The organism is Paenibacillus sp. MT86, from assembly GCF_058792535.1.
Map to the genome: position 1 here is coordinate 5654389 of NZ_CM179499.1, position 25707 is coordinate 5680095.

Consider the following 25707-nt stretch of genomic DNA (forward strand, 5'->3'; position numbering starts at 1 on the left):
AATGGCTTGGAAGGAACATCTAGGTGGCAATAAGTACAAGCTCGTCGCCCGTGATCCCTCAAAGATCTCAAGACCTAAAAAATCGCATGTAGTCGAGGTGCCTCTCGACATTGCAAAGTCAGTTAGAAAAACGGAGCAATGGCTCACTTTGGAGCTGGCGAAATGGGCAGATCAGGTTGAATCAGGACATGTTATAAAACCGGAAAGAATGAGGTTTATTGATTTCGTGCCTAAATGGAAGCAGGGTTACGCAAATCAGAACATGGGGGGAAATACGATCCGAAATGTAATGGGATATGTTAACTCTTATCTCATACCTGAGTTTGGCCAAAGTCGGCTCGATCAAATCCGCCCTTTACACCTTGTTACTTTCTTTGCAGACTTAGCAAAAAAAGACGGAAGCCCTATGGCGACCAATACAAAACTGAACATTTATAAAGCCGCTAAGTCCATTTTTGATGCTGCCTTTGACTGGAAGCTAATACCCGAGAATCCTATAGAAGGTGTCCAGCGACCTTCTGCAGGAAAAAAAGAGAAGAAGGCAATGCGATCGGTTAAGAAAGTTTACACACGTACAGAGGTTGAGACGCTCCTGACAGCCCTGTACGCCCTTCCTAGCCGGTGGAGGCTCTATTTCACTGGCGTTATGCTTGGAGGCTACAGAAGAGGCGAATTTTTGGCCGTGGAATGGTCTGATGTTGATTATGAGCGTGGAGCTATATGGATTGAAGACCAAATCACTTTTGATGAAGAGGGGAACAAGATCGAAACCGAGGTAAAAACAGAGGAATCAGAAGGATGGGTTTACATGCCTCAGTGGTACATGGAGGACCTGAAGCGCTACGAACGGATATGGAAGAAAGAAAAGCTGTCTTGCAAAAAATGGCTTGGCGAGAATAAACAATATATCTTTCACAGTGGCCAAGGCATTATGTATTACCCGTCTACTCCGACATTGACCTGGAGGCGCTTTTTGGCCAAACATAAGTTGCCACACGTAAAGCTTCATGGTCTACGGCATACTGCAGGGATGCTGCTCCGTGAAAGTGGAGCCGATCTAAAAACGATCCAGGAAAGACTGAGACATACCAAGATCGGAACGACTGCAGATATCTATACCCATGAATCAGAATCGATTAGTAGAGAGGCAGCCGATCGTTTAGAGGGGTTGCGCCCCAAAAGGCAGCAAATTGCCCCATGAGTTGCCCCACGATACCAATGGAGTCAGTCGTTTGTCGAAAAAAGGGTAAAAGAAAAACCCTTGTGGTGCAAGGGTTTCAGGTGTTACAAATGCAAAAGCGGGTGATGGGAATCGAACCCACGCTACCAGCTTGGAAGGCTGGAGTTCTACCATTGAACTACACCCGCATATCCACCTACAAAAGTGACGCTATGCTTTGGAGCATATGCCGATTACTATTTGCGAGGTCCTAAATCATAAGCGAATCGGGACGACACGATTTGAACATGCGACCCCCTGGTCCCAAACCAGGTGCTCTACCAAGCTGAGCTACGTCCCGATAATCAACATATTGTCTTTTGAAGACAAAAATAAATATACCATGCGTGACACGCAATTTCAACATGTATTTTATGGAAAATGTATCATAGGCACTAGAAAGCAAGCAGCACCCTTCCGAATGGGGAAAGATGCTGCTCTTTCATACACTGATATAAGATGCAAGGACGCCCTAGCCATCCTTACTTCTTTTTGTCGAACGTCACTTCCGGCGTCGTCAATTTATCGTAAAAATCCACTATTTTGTCTTTATCGTCCGAAGCGCGAAGTGCCATTGCGGAGCGCGGATGTTCGTCCAGGGTGCCTGTAATCATGTAGGGCATGATGTAACCCCACTCCTCTTTTTCGCGAAGAGGGATCATGAAGCGCTCAATAATGTCCAGTACCGGGCGCAGCTCGTACTTCGTGCCTTTCAAGTGGGTAACCAAAAGCTCGGTCGGACAGTTGCCGGCCGCGCGGCCCATGCCGTACACGGACGCATCCAGAAGCTCAACGCCGAGGTCGGCGGCTACCAGCGTGTTGGAGAACGCCAGCTGCATATTGTTATGGGTATGAACGCCAAGACGTTTGTTCGGCAGATGCGTCTTGAACTTATTTACCAGGTATTCCATGTCTTTATGATCCAGGCTTCCGTAAGAATCGACGATGTACACCACATCCACGACGCTCTCCCTGATCATCTCAAAGGCTTCCAGCAGCTCATTCTCCATCACGTTGGAGAGGGCCATAATGTTCAGCGTCGTCTCGTAACCGCGATCATGGAAGGTCTGAACCAGCGCAAGCGCCTTATCCACGTCTTTGATGTAACATGCAACCCGGATGAGATCCAGCAGGCTCTCCTCGCGCGGCAAAATATCATCCTCATCCACCCGGCCGATATCGACCAGTGCGGACAGTTTGGTTTTACCTTTATGGGGAATAACTTCTCGAAGGAATTCATCATCCAAAAAACGCCAAGGGCCGGCTTGATCAGCGCCTTTTAGCAGCTTAGGCGAATTTTTATAACCGATTTCCATATAGTCCACGCCAGCCTCATTCAGGCCTGCATATAAATTTTGCACGAATTCTACGCTAAAATCCCAGTTGTTCACCAATCCGCCATCGCGAATGGTACAGTCTACAATCTTTGTCTGACTACTCTTAATCATTCTAAGCTAAACTCCTCTCGGCAATTTTCTCTTCATCATACTTGAATGCCGGTTGAAAAGTAAAGCATAACATGTGCATCAATCCTTGACGGCCTCGGCCTCTCGGAGTATCCAGTCGCTGATGGTTCGGACGAGCACGCCGGTTGCCCCTCTGGGATCCACGCCCCGCTCCTTGGACAAGTAAGCCGTACCTGCAATGTCGAAATGAACCCAAGGCAGCCCGTCAGCAAACGTGCCCACAAAAAGACCGCCCGTGATCGTCCCGCCTTCTCGCCCGGTTTGATTTCGCAAATCCGCCACCTCGCTCTTCAATTTATCCCAAAACTCCGGATAGGATGGGAGCGGCCATATTTTTTCGCCGGCCCTACGGGAAGAAGCGATAAGCTCCTGCAAAAAGGTTTCGTCATTGGTTACGGCCCCGGTGGCGATATCCCCAAGCGCCGAAACGACGGCCCCGGTCAACGTGGCCACATCAATCAGGCGCGAAGCGCCGAGCTGTTTGGCATGGGTTAATCCATCCGCGAGCACGATGCGGCCCTCGGCATCCGTGTTCAGCACTTCGACGGTACGGCCGCTCATCGTCGTCACGATATCGCCTGGTTTAAAGGCGCCGCCGCTCATCACGTTCTCCGCAGACGGGATCACCATCACGACATTCGCCTTGGGGCGAATACGCCCGAGAGCCTCCATAACGCCCAGCACTGTAGCCGCCCCGCCCATATCGCTGATCATATCCTCCATCCCGGCTGCCCTCTTCAGCGAAACGCCGCCGGTATCAAACGTGATTCCCTTGCCGACCAGGCCGATCACATCGTCCCATGTCTCCCGTCCCTGATAACGGATCGTAATCATGCGCGGCGGATGTATGCTGCCTTTCCCTACGGCCAAGAGACCGCCCATTCCTTTCTCGACCATGGCTTCCTCATCCAGGACCTGTGCTTCGAAGCCGTACCGCTTCGCCAGCTGAAGCGCCTTCTGGGCCAAGTCTTCCGGTAACAGTTTATTGCCGGGAAGGTTCGTCAAATCTCGTGCCAGGCAGGTTGCTTCTCCAATCGCTTGGCCCAGCGACATGCCTTCCTTCCACGCGGCTTCAAATTCCGCTTCCGCATTTCCTTCTATATAATAGAGGATTTCTTCTAAATCCGTATGTTCGGAAGCATCTCGTTTATAATGCGGTTTCCGGTAGCTTCCCAGGATAAAACCTTCGGTTAAAGCCTGAGCCGCGTCGCGGGGCGTCTGTTCGGCGGTGAAGCTGACCATCGTATGCGGAATTTGAATGGCCGCGCTGCGTATTCCCGATTTTACGGCCGCCTTCGCCGCTTGAGCTGCAACCAAACGCAGCTGCTCGGATGTCAGGATACCTTCGGGACGGCCTACCCACATTAACAGGCGCGATCCGCTCGAAATGCTCTCCGGCCATACGAATGACCGGTTGGCGGTGCCGTCGAACAGCCGGTTCTCCGCTAACTGCTTTAATAACGGGTCCCAGGCCGCGGAAATGCCGCCCTCCTTCGCTTGTTTTTTAGTAACGGGAACGATGATGGCATCCGCTTGTACTTGCCCGGCTGTTAAATTGCTTTCAAATGTCCATTTCATGTCTCTTCTCCTCCTAAAAAAGAAAAAGCCATTCCATTGGAACAGCTGCTCTTGTATTCAAATCGGTTGCATATCCTCTTAGACTTCCGACACGTCCAGCTTGGGAAACGTGATCACAAACTCGGTCCCGGCCCCAATCTGGCTATCCACGGCAATGGTGCCGCCATGGTTTCGGATGATGCTGTAGCTCACGGACAAACCAAGTCCCGTCCCGCTCTCTTTCGTTGTAAAAAAGGGATTAAATAGGTGGTTCAGCGTATTCTGATCCATGCCGCCCCCGTTATCCGAAATGCAAATGTTAATATGTTTCCCCGTGTCACGGGCTGAAATATCAATCATCCCGGTAATGTTCTCGTCATGATGCTCATTTATGGCGTCGAGGGCATTTTTAATAATATTCAGAATCACCTGTTTGATCTGCTTGACATCAACGGAAATAAACGCAGGTGGGGTCTTATCGGTATGCAGATTGATCTGGCATCCCTTCATCAAGGCTTCGCTCTCTGTTAATAGAACAACTTCCTTCAATAATGAGGATACGGATACAATCTTGGTCTCTGGAGCCGAGGGTTTGGAGGAATTGAGAAATTCGTATATAATATCGTTTGCGCGATCGATCTCCGTTAGTATGATTCTGGCATACTCGTCCTTTCCCAAACTTACGAGATGCGGACGCAGCAGCTGGATAAAGCCTCGAATGGATGTCAGCGGGTTTCGGATTTCATGGGCAATGGAAGCCGAGATTTTTCCCAGCATGGCCAGTTTATCGTTCTGATAAGCGGTTTGCTCAATTCGTTTGAAATCCGATACATCCTTCACGCTGATCAGGAAGTCGCCTTCCATTTGGTCCCCATACGTCATCGTGATCAGCCACGATCTGCCGAATTCATCAACCAATTCATGGAATCTTCGGCGATGGAATACCGTTTCCCGAAAAATGCGAAGTATTTTTTTCTTCTTGAATCTGGAGAGCTGGGGATGACGCAATAGCTGGGTCAGCGTACAGCCTGTCAGCGATTTACGGGATACGCCTAACAGTTTTGCCATCTGCACGTTAACAAATGCCAACACTCCATCACTATCAAAGAGGATAATCCCGCTGTCGAGATTCTCCAGTATGTTCTCATACTTGTTTCTAATAAGCTGACTGGAATGAAATGAACGAATTGCCTGCAGCTCAGATTCACGGATTTGACTCAACAAGATGGCTCCCCCTTTTCTTGAAAAGTTGAACTCACCAAACCGACAAAAAACATGCGAAAAAAATGAGCTTGTCCGCCTCTGAATCAGAAGCAGCCCGAATCTGCTTCCTTCCATGATAGTCATCGAAACAAAGAAACGTCAATCAGAAATCCTGTCGAAAAATGGATAATTGCATAAAAATACCATTGTCATTACTTATGTATTGGGGTTTATGTAATTGATATGACACCCGTCATTGCACAGCTAATGCAAATGATTACCCAAACCCGCTTGATTTGAAACATTAAAAAAGCCCCGGGCATTCACGAGGCTTTATTAATCCCTAATTAAGGCTGCTTCTGGAGTCGGAGCCTGCGCTGGCTCATCACGGCAAGCCGTCTTTTCAGTTCGCCCTGCCACTTCTCGTCCTCCATCCATTTGGCAACCACCAGGAGATCCAGCGACATATCAATCTGACTCTGAACAACCGTGAGCGGATCCTCCGACTCCCGATTGACCACATTCTCAAAAATGGCATCCTCATCTTCCATCACGTAATCCTGAAAATCCACTTGGGATGCACCGTCACCATGGGCATATTCAGCCAATATCTCATACTCATTCTCAACCCGATGATGAACCTCGACGCGATGGCAGACCGGACAAGACAGTAGGGGAACATTATGTACTTGAGTGCGATAATGCTTCAGTGTACCCTTTGTACCCATCATACTAGCCCCACAGCAAAAACTCATATCGTTCACCCTCCTTGTGTGGATTCTCAATCGTTTCAATATTGTATTCGCTTTCAGGCAGGCTAATTCCTTCATGAAAAAAACCTTGATTTAAAATTTTGGCATGATTTCCTAATCATAAGCCGGCCAACCTATTTATTTAATTATATATTAACGCAAGCGCGGTTTCCTAAACAAAAGTCTTCCCCTATTTCATCCAATAAAACCAAGAGTGAAAAAACCCCCATTACCTGGACGTAACGTCAGGTAATGAGGGTTGCTATTCATGAAATGGAATTACAGGTTGCTATCGCCTGGCTTCCAGTTCATTGCGCACAATCCGCCGGATTGCAGTGCTTGAAGAACGCGAAGCGTTTCTTCTACGCTGCGGCCAACGTCGTTATGGTTAACAACTTGATATTTCAATTCGCCTTCTGGATCGATGATGTACAGGCCGCGCAGAGCAACGCCTTCTTCTTCGATCAGAACGCCGTAGTCTCTAGCTACGTTCTTGGTGATGTCGGAAGCCAGCGGGAAGTTCAATGCTCCCAGACCGTTAGCTTCTTTAGCTGTGTTGATCCAAGCTTTGTGGCTGTGAATCGAGTCAACGCTCACACCCAGGATTTCCGTATCCAATGCTTTGAATTGATCGTAAGCATCGCTGAGAGCCGTGATTTCAGTTGGGCATACAAAAGTGAAATCCAGCGGATAGAAGAAGAATACGAGCCATTTGCCGCGGTAGTCGGACAGGCTGACTTTGCCAAAATCTTTACCGTCACCTGATACAGTTTCCATCGTGAAATCAGGAGCCGCTTTACCAACCAAACGTTCTGCCATGATTGAATTCCTCCTTAACATATGTAAGAAAATACGTGTATTTTCTACATGGTATGTTCTATGAACATTTAATAGAAATGTTATCATCGAGGCTAATCAAAGTCAAGATTGTAGACGTTACTTTATTATAATTATTATAAATAAGAAGTTTTCTTGAACGTACGCTTCTTCTATTAACGGATAGCCGCGGCAATCAAATCGCCCATCTCCGTGGTGCTGAGCGCCTTGCTCTTATCAACGGCAATGTCTGCCGTCCGGTGTCCGGCATCAAGCACCTCGGCAACTGCGCGTTCTATGGCGTCAGCCGCATCCTCGTATCCGAACGTGAGGCGATACATAAGCGCTACGGAAAGAATCGTTGCGATCGGGTTCGCCAAGCCTTGGCCGGCAATGTCCGGAGCCGAACCGTGTACCGGCTCGTACAGACCGAAAGCTCCTTCGCCCATGGATGCGGATGCCAGCATGCCGATGGATCCTGTCAGCATGGCTGCTTCGTCGCTCAGAATGTCACCGAACATATTCTCGGTTACGATGACATCAAAGCTGGACGGGCGGCGCAGAAGCTGCATCGCGCAGTTGTCTACCAGCACGTGCTCCAGCTCGACGTCCGGGTATTCAGGGGCGATGCGGTTTACGGTTTCGCGCCACAAGCGGGACGTTTCCAGCACGTTCGCTTTATCGACGGAAGCCAGCTTCTTCCGGCGCTTCTGTGCAATCTCGAAGGCTTGATGCACGATGCGCTCTACCTCGGCGGTATTGTATACGCAGGTATCTACCGCTTCTTCTCCGCCTGCACCTTCGCGTCTGAACTTCTCGCCAAAGTATATGCCTCCCGTCAGTTCACGAACAACCATCAAGTCAGTTCCTTCCAGAACCTCGGGCTTCAGTGTGGATGCATCCTTTAAGCAGTCAAAAATGACGGCCGGACGCAGGTTCGAGAACAGGCCAAGCTCTTTGCGGATGCCGAGTAATCCGGTTTCCGGGCGAAGCTCCTTCGCGTTGTTGTCCCATTTCGGTCCGCCTACCGCACCAAGCAATACCGCATCGGCGCTTTTGCATACGTTCAGCGTTTCTTCCGGGAGCGGCGTTCCTTTCTCGTCGATCGCAATGCCGCCAAACAACGCATGTTCCGTCGTGAATGAAAGTCCGAATACCTCTTCGGTACGTTTAATGATTTTCTCCGCTTCCGCCACTACCTCAGGACCGATGCCGTCTCCCGCGATTACCGCGATTTTTTTCGTTTCTGCCATCCTTCGTCACTCCTTATTTATATATACACTGGTCGTATTTAATCATCTAGTTACTGTTGTAACATACTTCCCCCTCGATTGACCAAGATATAGAAACTATGAACTTAATTCGTTTTGCCTATAAGTAGGGGGAATGTGATCAGGGAGACGGCGTCAAAGAAGTTGTGCAGAAGCTCGAAGAGCTAATTTCGCGAGAGCAGTTTATGCGAGAGCAGTTTATGCGAGGGCTTCGAAGAGTTAATGTGGGAAGCTCCAAGTACGTATCGTTCCTCCAATCGCTGTTGTCGCCGAATTTCTGGATTGTATGTCAGGGGATGAAATTCGGCTCCAAAGGCGACCGCTCCGCTTTTCCGGAATCGATTCGTCCTCTCCACTGCTTCGATGCTAATGAATTGCCATGTCACCGGAGGAGAGCACATCTCCCTGACCACAAGGGTGATGGGAGATGAAGAGCCACCCTATGCATAAAAATAGGGCGGCTCTTGCTTTTGTAGGTAACACTTGAATGTAACGACTTCAAGAGATTCTTGGTTGTTCCTGGTCTTGCGCTTCCTGCTTCTTGCTTCGGCTTCCTGCTTCGGCTTCTTGCTTCTTGCTTCGGCTTCTTACTTCTGCTTCTTGCTTCCGCTTCTTGTCTTGTTTCGGCTTCTTGCTTCTGCTTCTTGCTTCTGCTTCTTGCTTCTGCTCTTGCTTCTTGCTTCGGCTTCTTAGCTTCTTGCTTCAACTTCATACTTCAGTTACTTACGCCGTTATCCCTATTACTTGCTTCTGCTACTTGGTACTACTCCCTACTCTCTGCTCCCTGCTCTTGCTCTTTAAATTTGGCGAATGACGTGAACAGCTGAGCCGCAAGTCGGATTTCAGTGCAACGTTTCCGAACGCCGTTAGTTACATTTTTCTGCCAATACGCTACAATAGGGGTGAATTTGCCTTATACCCTAAACGACCAAGGAGTGATCATCGATTATGAAGTACGCAGCTCTAGGTAAATCCGGCATGAAAGTAAGTCGTCTGTGTTTGGGGACGATGAATTTCGGTCCTGCCACGGATGAAAAGGAAGCCTTCCGCATCATGGATGCAGCGCTTGATGCCGGCGTCAATTTCTTTGATACGGCGAACATCTACGGCTGGGGCGAGAATTCGGGCCTGACCGAAACCATCATCGGACGCTGGTTTAACCAAGGCGGGGGCCGCCGCGAAAAAGTCGTTTTGGCTACTAAATTCTACGGTTCCATGAGTGATCCTCTGGATGGCCCCAACAATGAAGCCGGGCTGTCGAGCTATAAACTTCGCCGTCATCTCGAAGGGTCGCAGAAACGTCTGCAGACCGACCATATCGAGCTGTACCAAATGCATCACGTCGATCCTTCCGTCACTTGGGACGAGCTGTGGGGCGCTTTTGAGGTTGCGGTCAATCAAGGAAAAATCGGATATGTCGGATCCAGCAACTTTGCCGGCTGGCAGATTGCGGTTGCGCAGGCCGCGGCCCAGAGCCGTCACTTCCTCGGTCTCGTTTCCGAGCAGCACAAATACAGCCTGACCTGCCGATTGCCGGAACTCGAAGTGCTCCCCGCTTCGCAGCAGCTGGGTCTCGGCGTGATTCCATGGAGTCCGCTGGACGGGGGACTGCTGGGACGCAATGCCCTTAAAAAAATCGAAGGCTCGCGCAGCGGAGGCAATGCGGAGCGCGTAGAGAAGCACCGCGCGCAGCTGGAACAGTTTGCCGCTCTCTGCCAAGAGCTGGGCGAACCGCAGGATAACGTCGCTCTTGCCTGGGTGCTGAAGAACCCGGCCGTTACCGGACCGATTATTGGGCCGCGCACGCTGGAGCAATTCGAAAGCTCCCTGCGCTCGCTTGAGATCGAACTCGATGATTCCGTGATGAAGCGCTTGGATGAAATATTCCCGGGTCCGGGCGGCGCCGCCCCGCAGGCCTACGCCTGGTAAGATCCGGGCTCCGCATCGACGCCTTAACGAAACCCTGTCTTATCTCGTTGATCAGCTGCATCAATCCGGTATCGGCCCTCTGCTATGAGGCCGTTTAAGGCTCGATGCTAGTGTCTTGATATCTGCATTCCACGTCTGGCCAACTGTTTAATAAAGCAAATAAAAGAGGAGCCGCTTCAATGGCGGCCCCTCTTTTTTTATGGCATTCACCTTCAGCGCTCATGCGGAGAGCAGATCTCCCGCCACGCCAAGTATGGATTACAGCGTAGCGCGCTCGCGCCGGCTAAACGTTTTGCGTTTCTCGATCAGGACGTTCACCGCATCGACGTAGGCACGTGCGCTCGCTTCCAGAATGTCGGTGCTCAAGCCGCGGCCTTGCGCGGCCACGTCGTTTTGGGACAGCACGACATGCACTTCACCTTGGGCATCCTTGCCGTGCGTTACCGACTTGATGGAATAGTCCGCAAGCGTAACCTCTTCTCCGGTCACCTTGTCGATCGCGTTATAGATCGCGTCCACGGAACCGTTGCCCTCGGCCTCTTCTTCAATCGTCTGATCTTCTGTTGCAATGCGCACCCGCGCCGTCGGCGTTGATTCATTGCCGTAAGCAACAAAGATCGTTTCCAGCTTGAAGACCTCCGGCGTATCGATCAGTTTCTCCTCCAGCAGAGCCAGCAGATCCTCATCGGATACTTCCTTCTTCTTGTCGGCCAGCACTTTGAATTTGGCGAATGCGTCATTCACCTGTTCTTCGGTCAGCTCATAACCCAGATCCAGCAGCTTCTCCCGGAAAGCATGGCGGCCGGAATGTTTGCCTAATACCAGCTTACTTTCTTTGAGTCCGATGGACTCGGGGGTCATAATTTCGTAGGTTGTCTTCTCCTTCAGCATACCGTCCTGGTGAATGCCGGATTCATGGGCGAACGCGTTCGCGCCGACAATCGCTTTGTTGCCTGGCACGACCATGCCGGTCAGCTTGCTCACAAGGCGGCTCGTGCGGGCGATTTCGGTTAAGGCCAGCCCCGTCTTCGCTCCAAAGAATTCGGAACGCGTCTCGAGCGCCATCGCAATTTCCTCGATCGCGGTATTGCCTGCACGTTCACCGATTCCGTTGATCGTACCTTCGATCTGATCGGCCCCGTTCAGAATGGCGGCAAGGGTGTTCGCCGTGGCCATGCCCAGATCGTTATGGCAGTGCGCACTCAGCTGAACCTTCTCGATATCCGGAACATTTTCCTTCAAGTATTTGAAGATGGCCCCGTATTCCGAAGGGTTCAAATATCCCACGGTATCCGGAATGTTCACGACATTGGCGCCTTCGCGCACTGCCATGGCGACGACCTCGGCCATGAAATCAAGCTCGGTCCGGCCCGCATCCTCCAGGGAAAATTCCACTTTGGAAAAGTACTTCTTGGCGTAACGGATCGAAGCCTGCGCCGTTTCCAGCACCTGCTGCTTCTCCATCCGCAGCTTGAACTTGCGGTGAATCGGCGAAGTGGCCAGGAACACGTGAATGCACGGGTCCTGGGCGCCTTGAAGCGCTTCGCGAACCGCATCGATGTCATTTTCTCTGGAGCGTGACAATCCAATGACCGTAACGTCCTTAACCGCGCGTGCCACTGCATTCACAGCTGCAAGGTCACCGGGTGACGCCGCTGGAAACCCTGCTTCCATGCGGTCGATTTTCAACTTTTCGAGCTGAAGGGCGATTTCCACCTTTTCCCGAGTGTTCAAATTCACGCCAGGAGACTGCTCACCATCTCTCAGCGTTGTATCAAAGACATAAATCTTTCGCATGTCGGCACCTCCTTGAAGTTTATCTCATGACGTAAACATCCGGCGGCAGTTGATAGAATCCCCTGCCGCCGGCTGCTTAATCTGACGGGTCCGGGCAGCAGCATCATCATCTCATGCCGGACTGCCCCAAACCCCGAAGAATTCCTTATGAATTCTATATATTCTTATTTTTTGATCCAATGCATCATTTCGCGAAGCTCTGCACCCACCACTTCGATCGGATGCTCGGACTCGTTGCGGCGAGTAGCTGTCAGGAAAGCGCGTCCCGATTGGTTCTCAAGGATAAAGTCGCGGGCGAATTTACCTTGTTGAATATCAGACAGGACTTCTTTCATTGCCTTCTTGGTATCTTCGGTTACCACGCGAGGGCCTGTTACATAGTCGCCATACTCCGCCGTGTTGCTGATGGAGTCGCGCATGCTTGCAAGACCGCCTTCATAGATCATGTCCACGATCAGCTTCAGTTCATGCAGGCACTCGAAGTATGCCATTTCCGGCGCATATCCAGCCTCGGTCAACGTTTCGAAACCTGCTTTGACCAATGCGGATACACCGCCGCACAATACCGCTTGCTCACCGAACAAGTCTGTTTCGGTTTCTTCGCGGAAGGAAGTCTCGATAACGCCTGCGCGAGTACAGCCGATGCCTTTTGCATAAGCAAGACCGATCGCCTTAGCTTGTCCAGTCGCGTCTTTCTCGATTGCGATCAATCCAGGTACGCCAAAGCCTTCAACGTACGTACGGCGAACCATGTGACCCGGGGATTTAGGAGCAACCAGAAGAACGTCGTTGTCCTTAGGAGCTACGATTTGACCGAAATGAACGTTGAAACCGTGGGAGAACATCAGTGCCGCGCCTTTTTTCAGGTTTGGCTCGATATCGTTTTTGTACACCGCTGCTTGCGTTTCGTCCGGCATCAGGATTTGTACTACATCCGCACGGCTAACGGCTTCCGCTACAGGGAGTACTTCGAAACCGTCGTTTTTCGCTTTGTCGAACGATTTGCCTTCACGAAGACCAATGACAACCTGAAGTCCGCTGTCGCGCAGGTTTTGCGCTTGGGCATGACCTTGGCTTCCGTAGCCGATAACCGCGATTGTTTTGTCTTTCAGCACGCTGAGTTCTGCATCTTGTTCATAATAAGTAGTAATTGCCATTTGTATAAGTCCTCCTTTGATTTTAAAGACCCTTCATGATGAGCGGGTATCTCAATAGACCGCTGCTTACCCGATCTGCTGAGACACCCGCTCATGCCATGCAGGTGTCTAACGCTTATATTGCAATAACTTTGTCATCCGGATAAAAAGAATAATGTTACATCATTACGCGTTACCGCGAATCATCGCGGTAACCCCGGTACGGGAAAGCTCCTGGATGCCATAAGGCTTAAGCAGCTCGATCATCGCATCGATTTTGACGGTATCGCCGACAACCTGAACCATCAGGTTGGTCGTGCCGATATCCACGACGGATGCGCGGAAGGTCTCGACAACGCCCATAATTTCCGGTCTTGCCGACGGCTCGGCTTTTACTTTGATCAGGGCGAGCTCCCGGGCAACCATCGGCTTCGAGCTCAGATTGATGACTTTAATGACATCGATCAGCTTGTAAAGCTGCTTCTCTACCTGCTCCAGCGTCGTTTCGTCTCCAGTGGTTACGATAACCATCCGGGACAAGCCGATTTCCTCCGACTGCCCCACGGTAATGCTCTCGATGTTAAAGCCCCGGCGTCCGAATAATCCGGATACGCGCTGCAGGACACCCGGCTGGTCGTTCACTAGTACGGCAATGGTATGTTTTGTACTCATCTTACGCATCCCCCATCAGCATTTGATCGATTGTCGACCCTTGCGTCACCATCGGATACACGTTCTCGCCCTTCTCAACAACGAATTCAACGAGGACGGGTCCCGGCGTTTCCATCGCTTCGGCCCAAGCACGCTGAGCTTCTTCTTTCGTCGTGGCGCGAAGTCCTTTGACACCGTAAGCTTCGGCCAGCTTGACGAAATCAGGGCTGCCTGCCAGATCGATGTGGCTGTAACGGTTATCGTAAATCAGCTCCTGCCATTGACGAACCATGCCGAGCACTTGGTTGTTGATGACAACGATCTTCACCGGAATGTTGTTGATGGCGCAGATGGCCAGTTCTTGCGAACACATCTGCATGCCGCCGTCTCCGTTGATCGAAATGACCAGGCGATCCGGATGCGCCATCTGTGCCCCGATCGCGGACGGGAATCCGAAGCCCATCGTTCCGAGTCCGCCGGAGGTGATCCAGGAACGCGGCTGGTTGAACTTGTAATACTGCGCGGCCCACATTTGGTGCTGACCAACGTCAGTCGTTACAATGGCTTCGCCCTTCGTGGTATCGTTCAGCATTTCGATAACCCATTGCGGCTTCAGCACCGTATCCGAATCGACGTAACGGAACGGATACTCGGCTTTCCATTTGCGGATCTGGTCTCTCCACGCATCGGCTTTCGCAGCGTACGAAACGATCGGGTTCAGCATCTCAAGCACCGTCTTCACGTCACCGACAATCGGAATATCGGTCGGCACGTTCTTGCCGATCTCGGCCGGGTCAATGTCGATATGAACGATCTTCGCGTGAGGCGCGAATCCGTCAAGCTTGCCGGTAACCCTGTCATCAAATCTTGCCCCGATGTTGATCAGCAGATCCGACTGCTGAATACCATGGTTCGATGTGTAGGTTCCGTGCATGCCCGGCATTCCTGTCCACAGATCGTTGCCTGTGGGGAAGGCGCCAAGGCCGAGAAGCGTTGTCGTGATCGGAATCCCGGTTTTGTTCACGAATTCGTGCAGTCCTTCGTGAGCACCGGAGTAAATCACGCCGCCGCCGGCAAGAATCATCGGACGCTCGGCCTCCTCGATCGCGCGGGCCAGTTTATCCAACTGAAGTTTGTTCGGCACCGTCCGAGGATTATATCCTCTCAGCTGGATTCGCTCTTCCGGCTGGAACAGCGTGGTTGCCGCGGATACATCCTTCGGAATGTCGATCAGCACCGGTCCTTTGCGACCGGTTGAGGCGATATGGAAGGCCTCATGAATCACCCTTGGCAGATCCTTAACGTCCCTTACCAGATAGCTGTGTTTCGTAATCGGCATCGTGATGCCTGTAATATCCGCTTCCTGGAAAGCATCCGTACCGATCAGGGTTGTTGCAACGTTACCGGTAATAACAACGAGCGGAACGGAATCCATGTAAGCTGTTGCGATACCGGTCACAAGGTTCGTTGCCCCCGGTCCTGAAGTTGCTATGCATACGCCGACTTTGCCGCTTGCGCGGGCGTAACCGTCAGCGGCATGAATGGCACCTTGCTCGTGTCGGGTCAAGACATGGTTGAAATCCTTAAAACCATACATCGCATCGTAGATATACAGGACGGCTCCGCCCGGATATCCGAAGACGCACTCGACACCTTCGAGCAGAAGACTCCGAAGCAAGATTTCCGAACCGGTAATCACTTCAGGCTTCAACCATTTCTCTCGTAATTGTTCTGTAGACCGCACTTCTGGAGTTTGCGCGCTCATCAGTCATCCTCCTCTCAAATATTGGCACTCTTCTCTTTCATCCATGATTCAAGCAACAAAAAAACCTTCCGTCGCCACACCCGGAGTATCTCCGTGTGAGGGACGAAAGGTTTAGCTTCCGTGGTACCACCCATATTTGCCCTACACCTCGCAGTGCAGAGCCTCAGCAGGTATGAAGAACGCATGAACACAGCTCTTCAATATCTGCAGTCCGTAACGCGGACTAAGACGATTCCCCCTAATAAACGCTGTTACGACTTAATGCGATAAAGTCATAGCGTAGCATCTTTCAGGGAAACAGCTCCGAGGTGAGCTCGTATAAAAGGGGTTTTGGTGGTGGTTTCAGCTGATCCATCCACTCTCTGAGCAAAAGAGCCCTTTAAACTTCGTCCTCATCATTGCCGATTGGATATATTCGTTAAAATGTTTAGAAACATTATATGATTCATTCAATCCAGAAGTCAACACATTTATTTTACTTCCGATGAAAGGTTTTCATTCACAATGGGCGCAATTCCTCCGCCGCCTTGAAGCAAAACACCCTATGAAACCCTGCTACATATGATAAATGGAGCAGACTTAACCGCGGTGAAGGGAGGAAACAACACGATGATCCGTTACCGAAAACCGGACCAGGATGATCCGATGATTCTGCAGCTCATCGAGTCCCAACTCGTCCCGCTTTCCCATATGACCAAAAAAGAGCTGGACCTCATCCGCAAGGATATTCCCTCTCGTTTACGGCGCGGCGTGACCCTTGTCGCTTCGCCTCAGGATAACGAAAAAATCGTTGCTTTTATCCATTTCATGATGCACGGCGAGCTGCTGTATATCGATATGCTGGCCGTCGCATCCACCGCACAGCGAAAACGGTGGGGTGTCCGTTTGATGGAACATGCCGAACGTTTCGCTGTATCCCGCGGATGCAAACGTGCCAAAGTCATGGTGGACATCGGCAACCACACCGGTCTTCATTTTTACCGAAATCTTGGCTATACGGTGACCAGAATGATCGAACCCAGCCGATGTTATGAGTTGGAAAAGATTTGGTTCCTCTAATTACCAGAAGAAGCCTGGCCCGAATCCTGGTCCAAAGCCTGGTCCAAAGCCCGGCCCGAAACCGCCGTAACCCGGTCCAAAGCCGCCAGGGTAGCCTCCAAACCCGCCGCCATATGCATAAGGTGCCGTACCAATGGCAAGAAGATCAAACAATGCGAGCGGAATAATCGCCTTGGTTTTCACCTTTTTCCCCTTGGTTGCCGGTTCCACATAAAGGCGGTTGCCGGAGACGCGTACCAGCTTGCCCGTCACCATAGTTCCGTTTTTCTTATACGCCACGATCTCTTTGCCCACGTATGATTTCACCTTCGCCTTGCTGACAGGCTTGTGCATAAGATCCCTCCTCAGGTAATATACATTTCAATTTATTCCGGAAGGAGTTCCCTTGCTTGTTTCATGGCCCTTACGACAGCAAAAGATAGGCGACTCTCTCCATGAGCCGAGCACCCGTGCCGCCGAAATGATGCATGATAGCGCGGGGACGCAAAATAAAAAAAACCGCCGTAATATTACGGCGGTTTTTTCATACACGTATAATTAAGCGTTCACTTTTTCTTTAGCTACAGTAGCCAAGGAATTGAACGCGTTCAGGTCGTTCACAGCCAGATCAGCCAGCATTTTGCGGTTGATGTCCACGCCAGCAAGCTTCAGTCCATGCATCAATTTGCTGTAGGACAGACCGTTTTGACGAGCAGCCGCGTTGATACGAACGATCCACAATTTGCGGAAGTTACGCTTCGTATTGCGACGATCGCGGTATGCATAAACGAGGGATTTCATAACCTGCTCGTTCGCTGTTTTAAAAATGCGGTGTTTGGAACCGAAATAACCTTTCGCAAGCTTCAATACTTTTTTATGTCGACGACGAACGACAAATCCGCCTTTAACTCGTGCCATATCAAAAGACCTCCCAATAATTGTTGTTTACTATTTCAAGTTAGCCAGACCTTGCTTCAAACGTTTAACATCTCCAGGCGCCATGACAGGGCTATTGGACAATACGCGCTTCGCACGCTTGGATTTGTGGGAAAGCAAGTGGTTTTTGTAAGCTTTATAACGTTTAACTTTACCAGTACCAGTAATTTTGAAGCGGCCTTTCAGGCTGCTATGTGTTTTCATTTTAGGCATTGTAGTACTTCCTCCTCTAATTTCTCTTAGGCTTTTGGAGCCAAAATCATAATCATGCTGCGGCCTTCCAATTTCGGCTGACGCTCAATGACGCAGAGATCCGCCACTTCCGTTTTCACGCGCTCCAAAATCTTCTGACCGATGTTAGCATGGGTGATTTCACGGCCGCGGAAACGCACGGAGCATTTCACTTTATCGCCGTCTTTCAAAAACTTAACGACATTGCGAAGCTTGGTTTGATAATCATGCTCCTCAATGTTGGCTCGGAACCATACTTCTTTGATGTCCACAATTTTCTGGTTCTTCCGTGCTTCCTTCTCTTTCTTCTGCTGCTCATAGCGGAATTTACCGTAGTCCATGATGCGGCATACCGGCGGTTTCGCCTGAGGGGCCACGTTCACCAGATCCAGATTGAGATCAATTGCCATTTGCAGTGCTTCACGAATCGGCTTGATCCCGATTTGCTCACCTTCGGCACCAACCAAACGTACTTCCTTGGCCCGAATCTCGTCATTGATCATATGTTCCTTACTGATAGTCCTCCACCTCCAAATTACTTGTTGTTCCTGTTTGCAAAAAATAAAGGGATGACGGGTTAACCACCGACATCCCTATTTGATACTCATCTCACAAATGAAGTTGAATCCATTCATTGATTTCGTGATCAAACCAGCCAACGCATGTCGGTCAGGTGAGAAGCGGCGCTTCTGCTTGCAATCAGATATTCTGTTTAACAGACTAGAATAGTATAACAGGCCATCCTAACATCTGTCAACACAAATGGCATAAAAACTTTGGATTAGCCTTGTTTGCTCTGAACTTCTTCAAGGCGCACAACCCGGGTATGCTCCGTATGGCTCCACTGCTTGTTGTTCTGCGTGAAGAACGCGTATACCGTGATGGGATACCACGACAGCAGATAAATCGGAAACAGCACCAGATACATATATACCTTCTTGTACTTCACCTTCTCCAGAATCATCGCAATCATGAACGTGAACACATTCGCCGCAATCGCCGTAAAGCTCAGCCACAGCGGTAAATAACCGTACAGGTTCGCGATGTTCGGACCATTGAAGAACGAGCTGTCAACCCAGATGATGGCCGTCAACAAGAAAGTCAGCAGCACGATGTAGACGTTGACTCCGTAAAGGGCCAAGTCCAGCTTCACAAGGCTGCGCTCCTTAATGGCACGCCACAACAGCGGGAAGAAATAACGGCGGGCAACCGTAAAGTGACCCTGCATCCAGCGCAGACGTTGTCTGGCGGAAGCCTTAAACGTAAGCGGCTTTTCGTCGAATACCTTCGCGTCGTAATTGAACTTCGGATACACGCCGCGCATGACGCTGCGCATGGTGAACTCCAAGTCCTCCACCAGACTGGTAGCGCCCCAGCCGATCTCCTTCAAGAGATTGGTCTCGAAGCACATTCCCGTTCCGCCGAGGAAGTTGGCCATGTTCAGATTGCTGCGGGACAGCTGCCACAAGCGGTTGATATACCAGTAGGAAACCCCGTAAGAGGCGGTGATCCAAGAATCCTCTGGGTTCTTGGTATCGATATATCCCTGGATAACTCTTGCTCCAGAGCAAAGATCGTTGTTCATTTCATTCAAGAAATTCGGATCCGCCAGATTATCCGCATCAAACATAACGACCGCGTCATACTGGCGCGGCATCGCCCAGAGCTCTTTCAGCATCCATTCGATGGCATAGCCTTTGCCTCGAAGATTCTGATTCGTGCGCACGCAGGCGTTCATCCCGTGGGCACGGACGATTTCTGCTGTACGGTCTGTACAGTTGTCGCAAATGACAAATACGTCGTACAGATGTTTCGGATAATTTAGCTGTTTCAGGTTCTCCATTAATGCCCCGACAACCTGCTCTTCGTTATGCGCAGCAACTAACACTGCAAATGATTTATTGGGTTCAAACTGTTGTTTCTTTTTTCTTTTGACCAGACCAAACAAAGAGAATACGAACTGGTACACACCCACCGCGGCCAAGAATAGTTGGAGCGCGATAAAGATGGCGTCTGTCATGATTCTCCGTTACCCCCTTTTTATAACCCGAGAATGTTTGTTTTTTTCTCTCTAAGTTCTTCGCATTTTTGTTGTTGCTATGACCCTGTGACTTGTGTCTGTCCTTCTAGTAGCCTCGGTGCCGCGGGGCAACTTCGCACGTCATACACGATTTTCCACACTTTTGAATCTTTTGTCAAAACCGTGGAATGCTCTAATTTACGGAAAAACTTCGTAAAAGAGCTCAGCTTGCATTCCAGTTTGCCAGCAAGCTTCGTTTCAAACGGCTTTAGTTCTTATTTTCATCCGTTTTCTTGCTTTTTATTTCTCTTGGCTGCCCATTTTTTCTTTTTCGACTTGTCCGCCAATAAATAAACGCAACAGACAACCAAAAAGTTTTCGTTTTTTCAGTGCTCTTTCTCTAATAAACTTTTTGACGTCCGTTTGAATCATTGTAGCGGCATCTCCTACTCAAGTCAAAAGACCACGGACCTTGATTTTCTACAAAATGCGCGCTGCTGGCTAACTCCTTAAGTAGCAAGGGTCCAGCGAGAAGCTTGCCGAACCAATTGGCCGTTCCCGGGACCAAAGTCCCTTACCTGCAAGGGGGAAGTGGTTGATTTCTCTTCCCAAAATCGATATGTTAAAGTTAAAGAATAACGCTGCAGAACGGGTGAAAAGTAGTGGCTAAAAAAAGAGTCTTGCTGTTATCTGAAGGGTTCGGCGCAGGCCATACACAGGCCGCTCATGCACTCTCCAGCAGCCTGCGCCAGTTGTCCCCTAGCGTACAGACCAAAGTTCTCGAGCTCGGGAGCTTCTTGAACCCTAAAATCGCTCCACTGATCATTTCGGCCTACAGAAAGACCATTACGACTCGCCCAAGATTGGTCGGGTACATGTACCGCCATCAAAAATCCTTTAACCGTTTTACCGCTTTAGCGCTTCACCGAATGTTCTATACAAGCACCAAGAACGTGGTCAGGCAGCTCCGACCCGACATCATTGTGTGCACCCATTTCATACCAAGTGCGGTCATCTCGCGTTTGAAACGGCTGGGCACGAACGTGCCCCTGTGTACCGTTATAACCGATTATGATGCTCACGATACATGGATCAGCCCTGAGGTCGACCGATATTTCGTGTCCACGCCGGAAGTGAAGCGAAAGCTGCTCAATCGCGGGGTTTCCCAAGCCAAAATTCAGGTCACCGGCATTCCGATCCATCCCGACTTCTGGACGCATCCGAGCAAGGAGGAAATCCGGGCGCGGTTTAACCTGTCCGATATGCCTACCGTGCTGGTGATGGGCGGAGGCTGGGGCATCATGAATGACGAAGTTGTGCATGAATTTCTGACCCGATGGCGAGAAGAAGTCCAGATCATATTTTGCCTCGGCAATAATGACAAGGGCCGCGAGGAGATGGAGAGCAATTCCAGGTTCCAGCATCCGAACATCCGGATATTGGGCTTTACGCGGGAGATCGACAAGCTGATGGAGGTGTCGGATCTGCTCGTTACGAAGCCCGGCGGCATGACATGCACCGAAGGCCTGGCCAAAGGAATTCCGATGCTGTTCCATCAGCCCCTTCCGGGACAGGAAGAAGAAAACTGCCAGTACTTCACGGCGCAGGGATTGGGAGAGCCCATCCATTCCCTGGAGGTTCTGGGCAAATGGATGAACAAGCTGCTTCATCAATACGACCTGATCCAAGAACAACGGGCGCAAAACTTGCAGGACATCGAACGCTTTCATCCCATGCAAAGCGCCCGCAGCATCATCGACATGCTGGAAAACGAAAAGGTGTACTCCTGAATAAGGAGCACACCTTTTTTGCTGCGTTTTATCGCGAGCAAATCACCCGAATGGATAGATTTTCTTCTATTATAATAGTTGTAAACGCTATCACGGAGAGAAACTATCACGTGTAGATGTTATTTTCCGTATTTTTCAAGGCGATTCTGATGGTATGAAGCAAGGGCTTCCTTGCCTACGATCGCCTCGCAGCGATGAATTTGCATGCCTTGGCCGACGAATTTCGTTTCGTATTCTGTCATGACATGCTCTTCGTTCAGCCCGTCGCGATGCAGATCCAGCGAAATGTTCGTCATTTGCAGACCATAATCGGCAAAAGCATTCAGGGAGAATTCGAAGAGCGTGACCGAATCGGTCTTAAAATGGATCTCCCCCCGCTCGTTCAGGATCCGGGAATACTTGTCCAGAAAGCGCGGATGCGTCAGACGACGGCGTGCATGCTTTGTTTTTGGCCACGGATCGCTGAAGTTCAAATATAACCGTTCAATCTCGCCGGGCTCAAAAACCTCTTCGACATTCTCGATATTAAACAGCGCCAGCTTCAGATTCGGCGGGGTATCGACTCCCTCCTGGGCCCAGACATTGCGCCCCTTCTCGCTTGCGCGGCGAATCAGCTCGTCGTACATGTCGACGCCGATGAAATTCGCTTGCTGATGCTTGTAACTCATCTGGCTTATAAATTGGCCCTTGCCCATGCCGAATTCGACATGGATCGGAAGGTCGTTGCCAAATAACGAAGCCCACTTCCCTCTATATTGACCGGGGTCCAAAACGACCAGGTCTTCCTGCTGCTCCAGATTTTCCCGTATACCTTTTCTTCCGCGTAAACGCATGTCATACCTCCGAAACTTTCCAAGTAAATTTAGAATGATATCCCGATACTGCATTTATTGTGACGAAGTTGATCCCAAAAGTAAAGAGCCCCATAGAAAAAGGAACCTACGCTCTGCTCAACGCAGAGGCTTTAGGTTCCTTTTTCTTATATTTGGAATTGGGGTTCCGCGATAGTTAAACTGTGAATAGTCTACCTTTCTTCCGACGTAAAATCAAACGTCTTCTCAAAGGCGGCCCGAATCTTGCGACGTGCCGAAGCCTTGACTCCCTGGTCGGAGTTAAACTCCACGCCGGTAAGGGCTAGGGCTTCATTCGGGGTAAGCTCCACAGCGATTTTGTCTTTACTGTCATTCTTTACTGTCGATGAATTCATTCGTAATCACCTCACGGTATTATTGTATCCATGACGTCACACAAATATGAATCCTATCCGTTATATACCCATGCCAAAATTGCTTGAATCATCTTTTTATTTTTCTATTTTAAATATACCAATTATATGCAATCCATTCAAGTAACAACGTCTTAATTAGGCTTGAAGACCTGTATATAACGCAATCCTTTATTTTTTGTTACAATGGACGTAGCTGTTTCATTTAAGTAAAAGGCCAGTAAATTATGGGTTGCCAGGGCCTTGGCTGAACCTGTCTCAATTCAACTTAAGCGTCTATAAAGGAGCAAACATGAGCACACCACTTATACCCGCCCCGACCTTATGGGGCGACAAACGTTTTCATACATGGAATTACGAGATGCGCGGCCAGTTCCAGGAGAAGGTATTCAAGGTTATGCTGGATGCCGGCTTTACGTGTCCGAACCGTGACGGCACGATTGCCAAGGGCGGATGCACCTTTTGCAGCGCCCGCGGCTCCGGCGATTTCGCGGGAAGGCGGCGGGATAATCTCGTTACCCAGTTCAACACCATCCGTGACCGGCAGCACCAGAAATGGCCGAACGCCAAATATATCGGCTATTTCCAAGCCTATACCAACACGTATGCTCCGGTCGAAGAACTTCGCGAATATTATGAAGTCATTCTGCAGCAGCCGGGGGTTGTCGGTTTGTCGATCGCCACACGTCCCGATTGCCTGCCTGACGATGTCGTGGAATACTTGGCGGAGCTGAACGAGCGAACCTATCTGTGGGTGGAAATGGGTCTGCAAACGATCCATGATTCCACTTCGGAGCTGATCAACCGGGCCCATGATACCGAATGTTATTTGGAAGCCGTCGAGAAGCTGCGCAAACATAATATCCGGGTCTGCACACATATTATTTACGGGCTTCCGCAAGAGGATCATGACATGATGCTTGCCACCGGCCGGGCGGTCTCCAAGATGGATGTGCAGGGAATCAAAATCCATCTGCTGCACCTTATGCGCAAGACGCCGATGGTGAAACAATACGAAGCCGGGCTGTTGCGATTCCTGGAGCAGGACGAATACATCAGCCTTATCGTGGATAGCCTGGAGTTTTTACCTCCGGAAATGATCGTCCATCGCCTTACCGGAGATGCTCCCCGGGATCTCTTGATCGGACCGACGTGGAGTCTCAAAAAATGGGAAGTGCTTAACGGCATCGACGCCGAGCTCAAGCGCCGGGATACGTGGCAGGGTAAATTGTGGGGGGTATCCTGATGGGCTTCCTCTCGGTTTTAAGTTTTGCCCACAAACTGGTGTCCGAAAGGCTCCGTCCCGGAGACATCGCGCTGGATGCAACCGCCGGAACCGGAGCCGATACGCTCTATTTAGCCAAATGCACAGGCTCAAAGGGCAAAGTGTATGCCTTCGATATTCAAGAGCAGGCGCTGCAGCTGACTCGGGAAAGGCTGGACAAGGAGCCGCCCGGCACCCTTGCGGAGGTTAGCCTTGTTCTTCAGAGCCATTCGCTTATGAGGGAGTGCGTACCTGAGATTGAGCACGGCCGCATGGGTGCGATCATGTTCAATCTCGGCTACCTTCCGGCGGATTCATCGGATAAACGGATCATGACGGAGACCGCCAGTACGCTCACGGCCCTGGAGGCTGCGATCGAGCTGCTCCGCCCCGGGGGCATTATCACCATCGTGCTGTATCCAGGCCACAAAGGCGGCGATGCCGAGGCGGACGCGGTCCAGGCTTGGGCGGGGGAATTGCCCCAGCACAAAGTGCAAACGATTTTGTATCGCGGCCTTCAGCGCTCCGAAGCGCCATATCTCATTGCACTGGAACGAAAGAAGCCGATATGATATAAGTTCTAGGAGAGGTACCGCACTTCACATCCATAGAATATTCCAAACATGATGAAAGGTAGATGATTACAATGACAAAACCATATCCATTGTTGTTCCAGCCTGAATTTAAAGAACGCGTGTGGGGAGGCCGGGCACTAGAGCAGTTCGGCTTGGATATTCCTGAAGGACATATCGGGGAAGGCTGGATGATCGCCGACCATCCGAACGGCACGACCAGCATCGTGAACGGCGAGCTTGCCGGACGCGGCCTGGATGAGGTCCGGGAGCAATTCGGGCGGGAATGGTTCGGAAGCAAAGGATTCTCCGAGGTTAACGGACGTTTTCCGCTCCTGATCAAGCTGCTTGACTGCAATGACAACCTCTCCGTTCAGGTCCATCCGACCGATGACTACGAAGGGCTTCCGAAGGGAGAGCTTGGCAAGACCGAAATGTGGTATGTGCTGGATGCTAAGCCGGACGCCAAAATCATATACGGCCTGAAAGAAGGCGTGAACCGGGAAACCTTGAAGGAAGCCATGGAAAACGGCACCGTTATGGACCAGCTTCAAGAAGTGTCCGTAAAGGCCGGAGATACGTTCTACATACCTGCGGGAACCGTGCATGCGCTCTGCGCGGGCGTTGTGGTGGCGGAAATCCAGCAAAACTCGGATACGACCTACCGGATTTTCGATTATAATCGACCGGGTCTTGACGGTAAGCCGCGCGAGCTCCATATCGAAGACTCCTTGAATGTGACGGCCTATGAAGGATCGGGAGCAACCACCATGAGCACGGAAGGAACGGTGCCGGGAGAATGGCTTGAGCTTGCCAAATCCCCGTATTTCGTCGTGGAAAAAGGCGTCGTGAGCGGAGCATGGTCCTTGTCCACTTCCGCGGAAAGCTTCACGATCGTCGTTGTATGCGACGGCCAAGGAACCCTCAGCTGGGATAACGGCTCCATCGATTACACGTCAGGACAGTGCTTCCTGCTGCCTGCGAATCTGGGGGCCTATACATTGGACGGGCAATCCACGGTTCTGCGTTCATATTTGCCTTAAACAGGGTATAAATAAATGATATAAAC

General features: G+C 50.5%; 25 protein-coding genes and 2 tRNA genes. 7 read left to right on the forward strand and 20 right to left on the reverse strand.

The window, feature by feature from the left end:
- The first annotated feature begins 1 nt into the window (after position 1).
- Entirely contained in the window at positions 2-1201 is a 1200-nt protein-coding gene (locus AC3RCL_RS25520) for a tyrosine-type recombinase/integrase (RefSeq protein ID WP_492532771.1), read from the forward strand.
- A 96-nt stretch (positions 1202-1297) separates the two neighbouring features.
- Here the strand turns inward: AC3RCL_RS25520 and AC3RCL_RS25525 are convergent.
- From AC3RCL_RS25525 to leuB, 8 genes are all read right to left on the reverse strand, one after another.
- Positions 1298-1368, reverse strand: a tRNA-Gly gene (locus tag AC3RCL_RS25525).
- A 78-nt stretch (positions 1369-1446) separates the two neighbouring features.
- A tRNA-Pro gene (locus AC3RCL_RS25530) sits at positions 1447-1520 on the reverse strand.
- 181 nt (positions 1521-1701) lie between these two features.
- Positions 1702-2667 carry an aldolase catalytic domain-containing protein gene (locus AC3RCL_RS25535; RefSeq protein WP_009593056.1) on the reverse strand — a complete coding sequence of 322 codons (966 nt, stop codon included), beginning with the start codon at positions 2665-2667 and terminating at the stop codon, positions 1702-1704.
- A 78-nt stretch (positions 2668-2745) separates the two neighbouring features.
- On the reverse strand, positions 2746-4263 hold the full coding sequence (locus AC3RCL_RS25540; RefSeq protein ID WP_096776428.1) for a leucyl aminopeptidase: 1518 nt from the start codon (positions 4261-4263) through the stop codon (positions 2746-2748).
- 78 nt (positions 4264-4341) lie between these two features.
- The gene (locus AC3RCL_RS25545) at positions 4342-5466 is read right to left on the reverse strand and encodes an ATP-binding protein (protein WP_192570746.1); all 1125 of its coding nucleotides are present in this window, start codon (positions 5464-5466) and stop codon (positions 4342-4344) included.
- Between the two features lie 326 nt (positions 5467-5792).
- Positions 5793-6200 (reverse strand): hypothetical protein, encoded by a 408-nt coding sequence (locus AC3RCL_RS25550; RefSeq protein WP_015737147.1) that lies wholly within the window; start codon positions 6198-6200, stop codon positions 5793-5795.
- 276 nt (positions 6201-6476) lie between these two features.
- Positions 6477-7016, reverse strand: a complete 540-nt coding sequence (locus tag AC3RCL_RS25555) for a peroxiredoxin (RefSeq protein WP_009593058.1) — start codon at positions 7014-7016, stop codon at positions 6477-6479.
- A 173-nt stretch (positions 7017-7189) separates the two neighbouring features.
- The gene (gene leuB, locus AC3RCL_RS25560) at positions 7190-8266 is read right to left on the reverse strand and encodes a 3-isopropylmalate dehydrogenase (RefSeq protein WP_096776430.1); all 1077 of its coding nucleotides are present in this window, start codon (positions 8264-8266) and stop codon (positions 7190-7192) included.
- A gap of 966 nt (positions 8267-9232) precedes the next feature.
- Here leuB and AC3RCL_RS25565 point away from each other — a divergent pair.
- Complete coding sequence (locus AC3RCL_RS25565; RefSeq protein ID WP_492532776.1) at positions 9233-10213, forward strand: aldo/keto reductase; 981 nt, start codon at positions 9233-9235, stop codon at positions 10211-10213.
- A 258-nt stretch (positions 10214-10471) separates the two neighbouring features.
- Here AC3RCL_RS25565 and AC3RCL_RS25570 read toward each other — a convergent pair whose 3' ends face one another.
- From AC3RCL_RS25570 to ilvB, 4 genes are all read right to left on the reverse strand, one after another.
- Complete coding sequence (locus AC3RCL_RS25570; protein WP_009589363.1) at positions 10472-12010, reverse strand: 2-isopropylmalate synthase; 1539 nt, start codon at positions 12008-12010, stop codon at positions 10472-10474.
- Positions 12011-12174: 164 nt separating this feature from the next.
- Positions 12175-13167 (reverse strand): ketol-acid reductoisomerase, encoded by a 993-nt coding sequence (gene ilvC, locus AC3RCL_RS25575; protein WP_009589347.1) that lies wholly within the window; start codon positions 13165-13167, stop codon positions 12175-12177.
- Between the two features lie 165 nt (positions 13168-13332).
- Positions 13333-13818, reverse strand: coding sequence for an acetolactate synthase small subunit (ilvN, locus tag AC3RCL_RS25580; protein WP_009589349.1), 486 nt, complete (start codon positions 13816-13818; stop codon positions 13333-13335).
- Position 13819: 1 nt separating this feature from the next.
- Positions 13820-15562, reverse strand: coding sequence for a biosynthetic-type acetolactate synthase large subunit (ilvB, locus tag AC3RCL_RS25585; protein WP_096776434.1), 1743 nt, complete (start codon positions 15560-15562; stop codon positions 13820-13822).
- Between the two features lie 609 nt (positions 15563-16171).
- On the opposite strand from ilvB, the gene AC3RCL_RS25590 reads away from it, so the two are divergent.
- A complete protein-coding gene (locus AC3RCL_RS25590; protein WP_492532779.1) occupies positions 16172-16621 on the forward strand; it encodes a GNAT family N-acetyltransferase in 450 nt (149 codons plus the stop codon).
- On the opposite strand, the gene AC3RCL_RS25595 is transcribed toward AC3RCL_RS25590, so the two are convergent.
- The 6 genes from AC3RCL_RS25595 to AC3RCL_RS25620 all read right to left on the reverse strand — a co-directional run bounded on the left by AC3RCL_RS25595 (position 16622) and on the right by AC3RCL_RS25620 (position 20219).
- Positions 16622-16954: a hypothetical protein gene (locus tag AC3RCL_RS25595; RefSeq protein WP_492532781.1), complete on the reverse strand. Its 333-nt coding sequence runs from the start codon at positions 16952-16954 to the stop codon at positions 16622-16624. It abuts the gene before it with no gap.
- Positions 16955-17158: 204 nt separating this feature from the next.
- Positions 17159-17518, reverse strand: coding sequence for a 50S ribosomal protein L20 (gene rplT / locus AC3RCL_RS25600; protein ID WP_006212255.1), 360 nt, complete (start codon positions 17516-17518; stop codon positions 17159-17161).
- A gap of 30 nt (positions 17519-17548) precedes the next feature.
- Positions 17549-17749, reverse strand: a complete 201-nt coding sequence (gene rpmI / locus AC3RCL_RS25605) for a 50S ribosomal protein L35 (RefSeq protein WP_007127239.1) — start codon at positions 17747-17749, stop codon at positions 17549-17551.
- Between the two features lie 26 nt (positions 17750-17775).
- The gene (gene infC / locus AC3RCL_RS25610; protein WP_009589332.1) at positions 17776-18270 is read right to left on the reverse strand and encodes a translation initiation factor IF-3; all 495 of its coding nucleotides are present in this window, start codon (positions 18268-18270) and stop codon (positions 17776-17778) included.
- Positions 18271-18548: 278 nt separating this feature from the next.
- The gene (locus AC3RCL_RS25615) at positions 18549-19787 is read right to left on the reverse strand and encodes a glycosyltransferase family 2 protein (protein WP_009589322.1); all 1239 of its coding nucleotides are present in this window, start codon (positions 19785-19787) and stop codon (positions 18549-18551) included.
- Positions 19788-20087: 300 nt separating this feature from the next.
- Positions 20088-20219, reverse strand: a complete 132-nt coding sequence (locus AC3RCL_RS25620) for a hypothetical protein (protein ID WP_492532785.1) — start codon at positions 20217-20219, stop codon at positions 20088-20090.
- A 230-nt stretch (positions 20220-20449) separates the two neighbouring features.
- On the opposite strand from AC3RCL_RS25620, the gene AC3RCL_RS25625 reads away from it, so the two are divergent.
- Positions 20450-21577: a UDP-N-acetylglucosamine--LPS N-acetylglucosamine transferase gene (locus tag AC3RCL_RS25625; protein ID WP_015737154.1), complete on the forward strand. Its 1128-nt coding sequence runs from the start codon at positions 20450-20452 to the stop codon at positions 21575-21577.
- Positions 21578-21696: 119 nt separating this feature from the next.
- On the opposite strand, the gene trmB is transcribed toward AC3RCL_RS25625, so the two are convergent.
- On the reverse strand, positions 21697-22410 hold the full coding sequence (gene trmB / locus AC3RCL_RS25630) for a tRNA (guanosine(46)-N7)-methyltransferase TrmB (RefSeq protein ID WP_492532787.1): 714 nt from the start codon (positions 22408-22410) through the stop codon (positions 21697-21699).
- A gap of 191 nt (positions 22411-22601) precedes the next feature.
- Entirely contained in the window at positions 22602-22784 is a 183-nt protein-coding gene (locus AC3RCL_RS25635; protein WP_015737155.1) for a hypothetical protein, read from the reverse strand.
- A 310-nt stretch (positions 22785-23094) separates the two neighbouring features.
- Between AC3RCL_RS25635 and mnmL the strand changes: the two genes are divergently transcribed.
- The 3 genes from mnmL to AC3RCL_RS25650 all read left to right on the forward strand — a co-directional run bounded on the left by mnmL (position 23095) and on the right by AC3RCL_RS25650 (position 25681).
- Entirely contained in the window at positions 23095-24048 is a 954-nt protein-coding gene (gene mnmL, locus AC3RCL_RS25640) for a tRNA modification radical SAM protein MnmL/YtqA (protein ID WP_492532789.1), read from the forward strand.
- On the forward strand, positions 24048-24638 hold the full coding sequence (mnmM, locus tag AC3RCL_RS25645; RefSeq protein ID WP_145040510.1) for a tRNA 5-(aminomethyl)-2-thiouridylate-methyltransferase MnmM: 591 nt from the start codon (positions 24048-24050) through the stop codon (positions 24636-24638). The genes mnmL and mnmM overlap by 1 nt, the downstream gene beginning before the upstream one ends.
- A gap of 74 nt (positions 24639-24712) precedes the next feature.
- Positions 24713-25681 (forward strand): type I phosphomannose isomerase catalytic subunit, encoded by a 969-nt coding sequence (locus AC3RCL_RS25650; protein WP_192570743.1) that lies wholly within the window; start codon positions 24713-24715, stop codon positions 25679-25681.
- Positions 25682-25707 lie beyond the last annotated feature (26 nt).